We start from the raw sequence: 12435 nt of genomic DNA, 5'->3' as shown, positions 1-12435 counted from the left end.
CTTGAAATGACAAGGCGGACCAACCGAAGCGGCCGTAGCGGGGAGAGAGACGTGTTGCAGCCTCATGCCAATTCGATCCTTCTGAATGCCGATGACAATGTGGTCATCGCCCTTCAGGATATTGCGGCCGGCGCAAGCGTTGCCCATGTTGACTGTCCGCTGCCCGGGCAGGTCATGCGCGGCCACAAGATTGCCCGTAAGCCGATCTCCGCTGGCGAAAACGTCATTCGGTACGGTCAAATCATCGGGCAGGCGAAGGCAGACATCAAGCCGGGGGAGCATGTCCATGTTCATAACCTTGGCATGGGCGATCACAGCCAGGACTATCAGCACGCCGAAGCCTCGATCCCGCTTGAGCCCGCAACGCAAGAGCGCACCTTTCTCGGCTACCGCCGGCAAACGGGGCGAGCAGGCACGCGCAATTACATCGGCATTCTGACCTCGGTGAACTGCTCGGGGTCTGTCGCAAAATTCATTGCGGAAGCTGCCGAGAAGTCCGGTCTGCTGGACGAGTTTCCGAATGTGGATGGCATCGTGCCAATCGTTCACGGAACCGGCTGCGGCATGTCCGGCAAGGACGAAGGTTACGCAACGCTGTTCCGGACCTTGTCCGGTTATGCCCAGCATCCGAATTTCGCAGCTATCCTGCTGATAGGTCTTGGCTGCGAGGTCATGCAGATTGCCGATCTCGTCGGTGACCGCAAGATCCGCCCTGATGGCGACCTGCGCTACATGACCATTCAGCAGACAGGGGGCACGCGCAAGACCATCGAGGCCGGGCTGAAAGAGTTGCGGGCGCTTGCCGAACTTGCCAACAGGGCTGAGCGCACGCCGGTGCCGATTTCCGAAATCACCGTCGGAATGCAGTGCGGCGGCTCGGACGGATACTCCGGCATCACTGCCAATCCGGCACTCGGGATTGCCTCCGATCTTCTGGTCCGTCATGGCGGTACCACGATCCTGTCCGAAACGTCGGAGATCTACGGCGCGGAGCACCTTCTGACCCGCCGGGCGGTTTCCGTCGATGTCGGCAAGAAGCTGATCGAGCGTGTGCGTTGGTGGGAAGACTACACTGCCCGCAATGGCGGCGAGATGGACAACAATCCGTCGCCCGGCAACAAGCGCGGCGGATTGACTACAATCCTGGAAAAGTCTCTTGGTGCAGCGGCCAAGGGAGGCTCTGCCCCCCTTGTGGATGTTTACAAGTTTGGCGAACCCGTCGACAAGAAGGGGTTCGTCTTCATGGACAGCCCAGGCTTTGACCCATGTTCGGTGACCGGTCAGATCGCCTCAGGCGCCAATATAATCGTCTTCACGACCGGACGCGGCTCCGTATCCGGTTACATGCCGACCCCTTGCATCAAGCTCGCCACCAACAGCGAGATGTATGGCCGGATGTCGGAAGACATGGACATCAATTGCGGTGACGTGATCTCCGACAATGTCAGCCTGGAAGCCAAGGGCGAGGAGATCTTCGAAATGATCATAGCCGTTGCCTCCGGAAAACAATCGAAGAGCGAGGAACTCGGCTTCGGCGGAGTGGAGTTCGTGCCGTGGCAGATCGGTGCGGTGATGTAGCCGCATCCGGCAGAAGTTGTGACGATGCGCGGACTTTCGGGAGGATATCAGTGCGCTTGAAAGATAAAACAATATTGGTGACGGCAGCCGGGCAGGGTATCGGCCGTGCAAGCGCGATTGCCTGTGCCAGGGAAGGCGCAAAGGTCTACGCCGCGGACATCAACGAGGAAACGCTGTCGACGCTCCCGGGCGAATGCCCCGGTATCGAGATCCACAAACTGGATGTCTGTGATCGCGCAGCCGTTGACGATCTGGCAAAAAAACTGCCGGCGCTCGATGGGCTCTTCAACTGTGCGGGCTTCGTTCACAACGGCTCTGTCCTCGATATCACCGAAGATGACTGGGCCTTCAGCTTCGAGCTGAACGTCACCTCCATGTACCGGATGACGCAAGCTTTCCTGCCGGGCATGCGCGAACGCGCCAAGGCGACCGGCACGGCATCGATCCTGAACATGTCGTCGATGGCATCGTCCATCAAAGGCTTTCCGATGCGCACGGCCTACGGCGCCACCAAGGCAGCCGTGATTGGCCTCACAAAGGGCGTCGCAGCGGATTTCGTCAAGGAAGGCATCCGCTGCAACGCGCTATGCCCGGGCACTGTCGATACTCCGTCTTTGCGCGGCCGCATTGCTTCTGCACCGGATCCGGTGGAAGCGGAAAAGAATTTCATCGCCCGGCAGCCCATGGGCCGTCTGGCAACCGTCGACGATATGACGCCGATGATCGTCTACCTGTTGTCCGACGAAAGCCGGTTCGTTTCCGGGCAGGCACTTCTGGTCGATGGAGGTGTCACCATCTGACGGTGGCCCCTGTCGCGGTTTGGGAGGATCGCGCATGACAAATCTGGTGAGGATGACGGGGATCGAAAAACGCTTCCCCGGCGTGCACGCCCTCAAGAATGTCAGCTTCGACCTGAACAGCGGCGAAGTGCATGCCCTGATGGGCGAAAACGGCGCCGGCAAGTCGACGCTGATGAAGATCCTGTCCGGAATTTACCCCAGGGACGGCGGCGAGCTGCTGGTCAACGGTCAGGCCGTGGAGATCGATGGTCCACGGGCCGCCCAGGCGCTGGGCATCGGTATCATTCATCAGGAACTCAGCCTGATGAATGATCTGACGGTCGCGCAGAACATCTTTATCGGCCGGGAACCGCGCAAGCGTTTCGGCCGTCTGGACGAGGCGGCGCTCAACGCCCGGGCGCTCGAGATCTTCAAGTCGATGAACCTGAAGATGAACCCGAAGACGATCGTTGGTGAACTCACCATCGCCCGTCAGCAGATGGTCGAGATCGCCAAGGCGTTGTCCTACCGTTCGCGCGTCCTCATCATGGACGAGCCGACGGCCGCCCTGAATGATGCGGAAATCGCCGAACTCTTCACCATCATCCGCCGGCTGAAGGCCGATGGCGTGGGCATCATCTACATCAGCCACAAGATGGACGAGCTGAAACAGATCGCCGACCGGGTGACGGTCATGCGTGACGGCTCCTATGTCGGCACCGTTGATGCAGCGCAGACGCCTGTTTCCAAGATTATCTCCATGATGGTGGGCCGGGAGCTGACCAGCGAGGCCATCGTGATCCCCGATCTGTCCGACGCCGAGACGGTGCTGGACATACGCGGATTGAACAGAGGGCGGGAGATCCGCGACGTCAGCTTTTCCGTCAAGAAAGGCGAGATCCTTGGCTTTGCCGGCTTGATGGGGGCCGGGCGAACGGAAGTGGCACGGGCGATTTTTGGAGCTGATCCGCGCGACAGCGGCGAGATCCGGGTTCATGGCAAGCCCTGTTCGATATCGAAACCTTCCGACGCCGTGAAGGCGGGGATCGGTTACCTTTCGGAAGATCGCAAGCATTTCGGTCTGGCCACCGGCATGGATGTTCGGACCAACGTGGCGCTGGCCAGCCTCGATCGCTTTTCCAGCCGGTTTGGCGTCCTGAATGACGATGCCATGCGCAAGACGGCGCAGGACTATATCGCCAAACTGGAAATCCGCACGCCGTCCGACCGGCAGGAAGTCCGCCTGCTTTCCGGTGGCAACCAGCAGAAGGTCGTCATCGCCAAGTGGCTGTACCGGGATTGCGACATTCTGATCTTCGACGAGCCGACCCGCGGCATCGATGTCGGTGCCAAGTCGGAAATCTACAAACTGCTGAAGGCACTGGCCAACGAGGGCAGGGCGATCATCGTCATCTCCTCGGAATTGCCGGAGATCATGCGTCTCAGCCATCGCATTGCCGTCATGTGTGAAGGTCGCCTCACCGGCATCCTGCCGGGCGGTGAAGCCACCACGCAGGAAGACATCATGCATCTGGCGACGCTTCGGGCGCCATCCATGCAGCCAGAAGGATACCAGCAATGACCGCCGTCAACCCGTCCTCCTCGCCGTCGCTCGTTGCACGTCTGATCGAGACAGGGGCGCACCAGAAGCTGCTGGCCTTCGCCAGCCTGGTTCTATTGCTGATCGGTTTCTCGATCGCTTCACCCAACTTCATGCAAACCTCCAACATGATCGCGATCCTGCAGGCGACCTCGGTCAATGGCGTCTTGGCTGTTGCCGCAACCCTGGTGATCATCACCGGCGGGATCGATCTTTCCGTCGGAACCTTGATGACGTTCTGCGCGGTCATCGCAGGCGTCGTTCTGACCAATCTCGGCATGCCGTTGCCGCTCGGTGTGATTGCCGCCATCGCGACCGGTGCGCTCTGCGGCCTGTGTTCGGGCACCTTCATCGCCAAGATGAAAATCCCGCCGTTCATTGCGACCCTCGGCATGATGCTGATCCTGAAAGGCCTGTCGCTGGTGATTTCCGGAACCCGGCCGATCTATTTCAACGACACGCCCGGCTTCGACCTGATTTCCCGTGGCTCGCTGATAGGCGACATTTTCCCGGCACTGCCGATCCCGAACGGGGTTCTGATCCTGTTCCTGGTGGCCGGGGCAGCGTCCTACATTCTCGGACGCACGGTGCTTGGCCGCTACACGTTCGCGCTGGGCTCCAACGAAGAAGCGGTCCGCCTGTCCGGCGTCAACACCGATTTCTGGAAGATGTCGGTCTACGCCCTGGCTGGCTCCATCTGCGGCATCGCCGGCATCCTGATCGCCTCGCGCCTGAACTCCGCCCAGCCGGCGCTGGGGCTCGGCTACGAGCTGGAAGCCATCGCGGCCGTCGTCATTGGTGGCACGTCGCTTTCCGGTGGGCGCGGAACGGTTCTCGGGACCCTGATCGGCGCCCTGATCATGGCCGTCCTGACCAACGGTTTGCGGGTCCTGTCCGTCGCCCAGGAGTGGCAGACGGTGGTGACCGGCGCAATTATCATCCTGGCCGTTTACGCGGACATGGTGCGCAGGCGCAAAGCCTGAGTTTCATCAACACACAAGAGGGTGGTCACACCCCGGTACCGGACCTTCCGTCCAACCCAACCACAGGAGAGGAATATGCTGAACAGACGTACTCTTATCGGAGCTGCAAGTGCCGCTGCCCTGATGCTTTCCGGGAACTTTGCCTTCGCCCAGGAAACCTACATTCCGCTCATCTCCAAGGGTTTCCAGCACCAGTTCTGGCAGGCCGTGAAGGCTGGAGCCGATCAGGCCGCCTCGGAGCTGGGTGTCACCATCACCTTTGAAGGCCCGGACAACGAGACCATGGTCGACCGCCAGATCGACATGCTGGCCGCTGCCCTTGCCAAGAACCCGACGGCAATCGGCTTTGCCGCTCTCGACAGTCAGGCTGCCATTCCGCTTCTGAAGCAGGCTCAGGAAAAGGGAATCCCGGTCATCGCGTTCGACAGTGGTGTCGACAGCGATATTCCGGTGTCGACAGCGTCGACCGACAACATTGCTGCTGCAGCACTGGCTGCCGACAAGATGGCAGAGCTGATCGGCGGAGCTGGCCAGGTTGCCGTGGTGGCACATGACCAGACCAGCCGGACCGGCATCGACCGTGTCGACGGTTTCGTCAACCAGATGAAGGCAAATCATCCGGATATCGAGGTCGTCACCGTTCAATATGGCGGCGGTGACCATCTGAAGTCGACAGAACTCACCAAGGCCATCCTGACAGCCAATCCGGATCTGAAAGGCATCTTCGGTGCCAACGAAGGGTCTGCCCTTGGTGTGGTCAACGGAGTCTCTGAAATGGGCAAGTCCGACGTGGTCATCATCGGCTACGACAGTGGCAAGGCCCAGAAGGATGCGATCCGCAACGGCGTCATGGCCGGTGCGATCACCCAGAACCCGGTCGGCATCGGCTACGAGACCGTGAAAGCAGCCCTCGAAGCATCGCAGGGCAAGGAAGTTCCGGCACATATCGACACCGGCTTCTACTACTACGACAAATCCAACATTGACGATCCGAAGATCGCTGCTGTCTTGTACGACTGATCGATTTTGTCGTAACCAACCCCATCGAGCCCGGTTGCACGCGCAGCCGGGCTCCAACCACTCAAGGACGATCCTTTATGAAATTGCTGAGATTTGGCGCTCCGGGACAGGAAAAACCCGGTGTTCTCGATGCCGACAACCGCGTTCGTGATCTTTCTTCCGTTGTCGCGGATATCGCCGGCGATGCTCTCCTGCCTGACAGCATTCAACGCCTGCAGGGGCTCGACTTCGCTTCGCTGCCACTGGTGGAGGGCGCTCCGCAGCAGGATCTGCGCGTCGGGCCTTGCGTCGGCAATATCGGCAAGTTCATCTGTATCGGCCTCAACTATGCCGACCACGCTGCCGAATCCGGCATGGATGTGCCGCCGGAACCGGTGGTCTTCAACAAGTGGACCTCGGCCATTGTCGGTCCGGACGACGACGTCAAGATCCCGCGCGGCTCGCAGAAAACCGACTGGGAAGTCGAACTCGGCGTCGTGATCGGCAAGGGCGGTGCCTATATCGAGGAACCCGATGCGATGAGCCATGTCGCCGGTTTCTGCGTGATCAACGATGTCTCCGAACGCGAATTCCAGATCGAACGGTCCGGCACCTGGGACAAGGGCAAGGGTTGCGATACCTTCGGCCCGATCGGCCCCTGGCTGGTAACGCCGGATGAAGTCGGCGACTTCGACGATCTCGGCATGTGGCTGGAAGTGGACGGCAAGCGCTACCAGAACGGCTCCACCAAGACGATGGTCTACCGGGTACCGTTCCTGATCTCCTATCTCAGCCGCTTCATGAGCCTGCAGCCTGGCGACGTCATCTCCACCGGCACGCCCCCGGGTGTTGGCATGGGGCAGAAGCCGCCGGTCTACCTGAAGGGCGGCGAGGTCATGACGCTTGGCATCGACAAGCTGGGCAGCCAGACCCAGAAGGTGACCAAGGCCTGATCGTTCGGGATCTTGTATGAACAGTCACGGCCGGACGCGGAGACGCGTTCGGCCGTTGACGTTTTTGAGGAAGGGACGCGCGGCATCTCCTGCGTGTCGTCCCGGTTTGTCGCGTCAGCGTCAAGAGCGGGATCCAGTATCCTATGTAGCTGGCGAGGGGCAGAGGCGACTTCAAGCGATTACTAGATCCCTGCCTTCGCAGGGATGACAAGGCGCGTGTGGATAGATTGATAGAAATTCGCTTTGTCCGTGGACGAACAGCGCCGCCACAGGTTCACCTTAGCCCTCTCTGGCGATCTGCCAGCCGGCCCAGGACTGGCTGACGGGCATCAGTTCCAGTGAGTTGATATTGAGATGCGGAGGCTGTGTCGCGACCCAATAGACAGTGCTGGCGATATCTTCCGGCTGGATCGCGTTGGCGCCGCCATATAGAGCATCGTAGCTTTCCTGGTTGCCACCGGTACGCACCAGCGTGAATTCGCTTTCGCATAGGCCCGGTTCGATGGAGGTAACCCGAACTCCCTTGCCGTGAAGATCCGACCGCAGGCCAAGCGAGAACTGGCGCAGGAACGCCTTGGTTCCCGCATAGACGTTTCCGCCCGGATAGGGCCAGTTGGCAGCAATGGAGGAGATGTTCACGACCATGCCCTTACGCTCGATCAGTTTCGGCAGAAGCTGGTCGGTGATGGTGACGAGACCGGTGATGTTGGTATCGATCATGGTCTTCCAGTCGGAGAGTTTCGTCGCCGGTGCCGAAGCCGTGCCGAGGGCAAGGCCGGCATTGTTGACGAGGATGTCGATCTCCTGAAAGTCCTCCGGCAGGCCGGCGAGGGCCGCAGTTGTTGCAGCTTCGTCCATGATATTGAAGACAAGCGCGTGAAATGCCTCGCCGAGATCCGTCTTCAGCTTTTCCAGCCGATCCGCGCGCCGGCCGGTGCCGATAACCTTCCATCCGTTTTGCACGAACAGCCGGGCCATCGCCTGACCGAAGCCGGAGGTCGTTCCGGTAATGAGGATTGTACCGCTCATGAGCCTGCCTTTCCGAAGTATCTGAAACAGTCGCTTGACCGGACCATAGGCAGCTGCCTCGCCAGCACAACGCCAAAAGCGGGCTTTGGACCTCTGGCTCCTATGAATTCAAGCGCTGGCTCTACGGCGGGTTTGCGACTGGTCCTAGGAGTGATGGGAATGCTCCGATCTGAAGGACCCTGCGCCATGACCCAGATGCCGATCAACATGGATCACCACTGGCTTCCGTTCACCAACAACCGTCTCTTCCACAAGGAACCGCAGATGTTCGCGCGGGCAGAGGGCGTGCGGTATTGGACGCCTGAGGGGCGGGAAATCCTGGACGGATCTTCAGGCCTGTTCACCTGTGCAGCGGGGCATGGCCGCAAGGAAATTGCCGAAGCCGTCTACAAGCAGCTTCAGGTTCTGGATTATTCCCCGCACTTCCAGCGCGCGGCGCCGATTTCCTTCGAACTTGCCGAGGAGCTCAGCGGAATTCTGCCGGAAGGTCTCGACCGCATCTTTTTCGGGTCTTCCGGGTCTGAAGCCGTCGATTCCGCCATCAAGATCTGCCTTGCCTATCACAAGGCCAAAGGCGAGCCTCAGCGCACCCGTTTTGTTTCGCGCGCCTGGGCCTATCACGGGGTCAACCTTGGCGGCACATCGCTGGCGGGCATGGTCAACAACCGGCGAGACTTTTCCGGCGTTACCTGCGACGTCGTTCACATGCGCCACACCTGGAACGAGGATCAACGCTTCACGAGGGGGCAACCGCAAGACGGAGCGTGGATTGCCGAAGATCTGGAAGAGATCTGCAAGACCTATGGCGGCGAGACCATTGCCGCGGTCTTTGTCGAGCCGATTGCCGGTTCTATCGGCACTATCGTGCCTCCCGTCGGGTATTTGCAGAAGCTGCGCGAGATCGCCGATAAATACGGCATTCTGCTCGTGTTTGACGAAGTCATCACCGGTTTTGGCCGGACGGGTTCAGCCTTCGCGGCCCAGGAATTCGGTGTCACACCGGATGTCATGACGATGGCGAAGGCGATTACCAACGGCGCGATCCCCATGAGCGCTGTCGCGGTGAAGACAGAAATCCAGAAGGCCGTCATTGATTCCATCACCGCAGATCGGCCGGAACTGATGCACGGTTATACCTACTCCGCCCATCCGGTTGCCTGCGCCGCAGCTTTGGCAACACTTGGCATCTACAGGACCGAAGGTCTTTTCGAGCGGGCGGCAAGCCTCTCGTCAACATTCCTCGATGGCGTTTTCAGCCTTCGCAATCTGCCTCATGTCCACGATTTGCGTGGTCATGGCATGATGTCCGGTATTCAGCTGACACCGGGCGAAACGCCGGGAGCAAAGGGATCTCTGGTGCAGCGGAAGCTGTTCGACGAAGGCCTGCATGTGAAAGCAACCGGCGATGCGCTGATCTTCGCCCCGGCACTCACTACATCGGAAGAAGATCTCTCGATGATGATCGATGTCCTCCAGAAGGTCTTGGGCAAGGCAGAGCTGTAAGCTGCCAGTCACGGGGTATCCCGGCTATGAGCCGGGATCGCTACCTGCTGTCCGCCAGAAGTTGTCCGAGCAGCTTGATGCCCGGCTCCATCTTTTCTTCAGCAATTGCACCGAAGCCCAGGCGGATCCGGTTTCGAGGACTATTCGGGGAGAAATACCGGTCGTCTCCTGCCTCTATCAGCAGACCTTGCCGCGCGGCTCTCGATTGCAGTTCCGCAGCGCGGATACTCTCCGGTAGCCTGATCCACACGCCTGACCCACCCGTCGTGACCGTTGCCTGACAGGTCGGCAGATGCGTTTCGATGAGCCTGAAGATCTTCTTCCATTTCTGCGACAGCACCTTTCGCTGACGTCGGATATGGGAATCATAATGGCCCTCGGACAGAAAGATTGCCATCGCCCGCTGGTCGAGTGCTGAGGGGTGCCGATACATCAAGCGTCTGAGTGCCCGAAGCTCTCTGATAATGCGCCTGTCTGCCGCGATGAAACCGAGCCGCAATCCCGGAAACAGGGCCTTGGAAAGACTGGCAACGTGGATGACACGTCCGGTACGGTCGAAACTGCGCAAGGACGGTTTCTGTGCGCCGATGAAATTCAGCTCATGCTCATAATCGTCTTCCAGGACGACGAAATCATGTGTTTCAGCATGGGCCAGCAACCGCAGACGCCGCTCCATCGACATGGTGACATTGGTTGGGGACTGATGGCCAGGTGTCACGTAAACAAGTCGTGCCCCCTTCAGCTCGTCTCCAACCCGCATGCCGTTTGAATCGACCGGGTGATACTTCAGCTCTGCCCCAAAGGATTGGAAGATGTTGCGGGTGTCCACATAGCCGGGCTCTTCCATGTCCGTCCTGACCCCGGGCCGGCAAAAGAGCTGTGCCACCAGGAAGAGGGCATTCTGGGCGCCGACGGTTACCAGAATCTCGTCCGGCTCTGCCCGGAAGCCCCGTTGCGGCAGCATCCGGCGGATGATCTGGTTGACCAGCATCGGGTCGTCCTGATCGACCAGATCGCCGATCCAGGTCGGGGCGTGCTGGGCAGTGCCTGCCAACCGGACACAATCACGCCAGCGCGCGACGGATGTCTTGTCCGGAGCAAGCTGGCCATAGATGAAAGGGTAGGGATAGGACTGCCAGTCGGCTGGTTTTGAAATGTTTTCCTGGGCCGCGTAGCTGTAGGTCAGAAAGGCTTGCGGATTGAAGGGGTGCTCCGCAGTGGGCAGGATGTCCTTGGCGTGATCATCCACCCGGATGTTGAGCTGCTCGCGGATGTGCCGTTCGTTGATGAAATACCCGCGCCGGCTGACCGACTTCAGATAACCGTCCTCAACCAGTCTCTCATAGACGATGGCGACCGTGTTTCTGGAAACCTTTATCTCGCTGGAAAAGACACGGGTTGCCGGCAGCGGTTCGTGCAGGGGCCATACGCCGTCCAGAATGGCCTCGATCAGCCGTTCCTGAATCTGGTGCTGCAATCGTCTGCCCGGATCGAAGGGCGTGTCGAAATAGGTCGCAAGCATTTGAACTTTTTGGTCGTCCCTGAATTCGGTTGGCCCGAAGGCGGCAGTTTGAAGCTGTTTCCCGAACCTGCAAAGCCCGGCAATTCCTCTGGCTCCATAGTTTTCACTCTCTGGCTCTAAGGGTGAATATTGCACCGCAATATCCTTTCTTGCAACGCGGCGCAGGATCGTCCGGGCAATGCGACCCTTTCCAAAAAAATGCGGCCTGTAACGCGCCAGAACGAGGAACAGTTTGGTGAGACCAACAGTGAAGGGGAAGTCATGATCAGTTTTAAAAAGGGAGCATCCGCAACGCGGCGCGATTTCCTGAAAACCGCAGCCGCGGCAGGCGCAGGGCTGTCCATGCCGGCAATCGTCAGCTCCAGCGTGCTGGCCTCGTCCGGTGAAATCAACATCATGATGTGGTCGGACTATCTGCCGGAAAGCTTCGTCAACGGCTTCACGGACAAGACCGGCATCAAGATCAACTTCACCGGCATCGGCTCCAATGAAGAGATCATCAACAAGTTGAAGGCCACCAACGGCGAAGGCTTCGACATCGTTTCACCGACCGTGAACCGCAACCTGCTGTGGGCAGAACTTGGCCTGTTGCAGCCGTTCGACATGTCGAAGGTCGCGCTCGACAAGGTCAACCCCTCAATGGCGCTTGGCGAAACCCACTGGAACTTCGACGGCAAAGGCGTCTTCTGGCTACCGCATATCTGGGGCACGGAAGGCATTGCCTGGCGGACGGACGCCTTCGTTCCGGGCGGCGAATTCCCGAGCTATTACGATGTCTGGGATGAAGCCAATGCCGGCAAGACAATGGGCCGTGGACATTCCATGCTGCTTGGCCTCGGTCTCGGCCTTGAAGGTCGCGGCGAACTGGAGCCGGGTTCCATGTGGGCTGCTTACGAGAGCCCGGAAAAGATGGACGAGGTCTGGACCAAGGTCGTTGAGGCCGCCATCGCCAAGAAGCCGAACATCAAGCTGATCTGGAACGATGCGGATACCCAGAAGAACGGTCTCCTGAACGAAGGCGTGATCGTCGGTCAGACCTGGGATGGACCTCCGCTTGCCCTGAAAACGGCTGGTGAGCCGGTCATGTACCGGGCGCCGAAGGAAGGTGCGATGGCCTGGGTCGATGGGCTTGCCATGCCGACGGGGGCGAAGAACATCGACCAGATCTACGCCTTCATCGAGACGGCTTATGACGCCAAGCTCGCCGGCGAAGCCATCAAGACCCACGGCTACAATTCACCGGTAATCGGCGCGGCCGAATTTGGTGGCGAAATCTATGCCAAGAACTTTGCCGATGCTTATCCGGGTGAAGCGCTGGACAACCTGAACGCCTGGCCGGCGGAAGCCCCCTGGTACTCGGAAAAGCGGACCGAATACACCAACAAGTTCCTGTCCGCTTAAGGCCTCTCCGGCTTTCTCTATGGCGGGTGCCGGGCGCAATGCGTCCGGCGCCAGGCCGCCCTTTTTCCGTCTCCCTTTCCCGCCGTCC

General features: G+C 59.6%; 10 protein-coding genes. 8 read left to right on the top strand and 2 right to left on the bottom strand.

Annotation, left to right across the window (positions count from 1 at the left end):
* Nucleotides 1-51 precede the first annotated feature (51 nt).
* From HEP89_RS26225 to HEP89_RS26200, 6 genes are all read left to right on the top strand, one after another.
* The gene (locus HEP89_RS26225) at nt 52-1578 is read left to right on the top strand and encodes an altronate dehydratase family protein (RefSeq protein WP_168693404.1); all 1527 of its coding nucleotides are present in this window, start codon (nt 52-54) and stop codon (nt 1576-1578) included.
* Nucleotides 1579-1622: 44 nt separating this feature from the next.
* The gene (locus tag HEP89_RS26220; RefSeq protein ID WP_209014850.1) at nt 1623-2378 is read left to right on the top strand and encodes an SDR family oxidoreductase; all 756 of its coding nucleotides are present in this window, start codon (nt 1623-1625) and stop codon (nt 2376-2378) included.
* A gap of 34 nt (nt 2379-2412) precedes the next feature.
* On the top strand, nt 2413-3939 hold the full coding sequence (locus HEP89_RS26215) for a sugar ABC transporter ATP-binding protein (RefSeq protein ID WP_168693402.1): 1527 nt from the start codon (nt 2413-2415) through the stop codon (nt 3937-3939).
* A complete protein-coding gene (locus HEP89_RS26210; protein WP_006931376.1) occupies nt 3936-4940 on the top strand; it encodes an ABC transporter permease in 1005 nt (334 codons plus the stop codon). Before HEP89_RS26215 ends, HEP89_RS26210 begins: the two co-directional genes overlap by 4 nt.
* A 75-nt stretch (nt 4941-5015) precedes the next feature.
* Entirely contained in the window at nt 5016-5960 is a 945-nt protein-coding gene (locus tag HEP89_RS26205; RefSeq protein ID WP_022997686.1) for an ABC transporter substrate-binding protein, read from the top strand.
* Nucleotides 5961-6037: 77 nt separating this feature from the next.
* Nucleotides 6038-6892 carry a fumarylacetoacetate hydrolase family protein gene (locus HEP89_RS26200; protein WP_168693401.1) on the top strand — a complete coding sequence of 285 codons (855 nt, stop codon included), beginning with the start codon at nt 6038-6040 and terminating at the stop codon, nt 6890-6892.
* 279 nt (nt 6893-7171) lie between these two features.
* Here HEP89_RS26200 and HEP89_RS26195 read toward each other — a convergent pair whose 3' ends face one another.
* A complete protein-coding gene (locus HEP89_RS26195) occupies nt 7172-7921 on the bottom strand; it encodes an SDR family NAD(P)-dependent oxidoreductase (RefSeq protein ID WP_168693400.1) in 750 nt (249 codons plus the stop codon).
* 159 nt (nt 7922-8080) lie between these two features.
* Here HEP89_RS26195 and HEP89_RS26190 point away from each other — a divergent pair, with 159 nt between their 5' ends.
* Nucleotides 8081-9424, top strand: a complete 1344-nt coding sequence (locus HEP89_RS26190) for an aminotransferase class III-fold pyridoxal phosphate-dependent enzyme (RefSeq protein ID WP_197923292.1) — start codon at nt 8081-8083, stop codon at nt 9422-9424.
* 40 nt (nt 9425-9464) lie between these two features.
* Here HEP89_RS26190 and HEP89_RS26185 read toward each other — a convergent pair whose 3' ends face one another.
* Nucleotides 9465-10946 (bottom strand): PLP-dependent aminotransferase family protein, encoded by a 1482-nt coding sequence (locus tag HEP89_RS26185; RefSeq protein ID WP_168693399.1) that lies wholly within the window; start codon nt 10944-10946, stop codon nt 9465-9467.
* Nucleotides 10947-11207: 261 nt separating this feature from the next.
* Between HEP89_RS26185 and HEP89_RS26180 the strand changes: the two genes are divergently transcribed.
* On the top strand, nt 11208-12347 hold the full coding sequence (locus tag HEP89_RS26180) for a substrate-binding domain-containing protein (RefSeq protein WP_075282063.1): 1140 nt from the start codon (nt 11208-11210) through the stop codon (nt 12345-12347).
* The last annotated feature ends 88 nt before the right edge of the window (nt 12348-12435 follow it).

The organism is Labrenzia sp. 5N, from assembly GCF_012395805.1.
Taxonomy (GTDB): Bacteria; Pseudomonadota; Alphaproteobacteria; order Rhizobiales; family Stappiaceae; genus Roseibium; species Roseibium algicola.
This window is presented reverse-complemented; position numbering and strand designations above follow the sequence as displayed.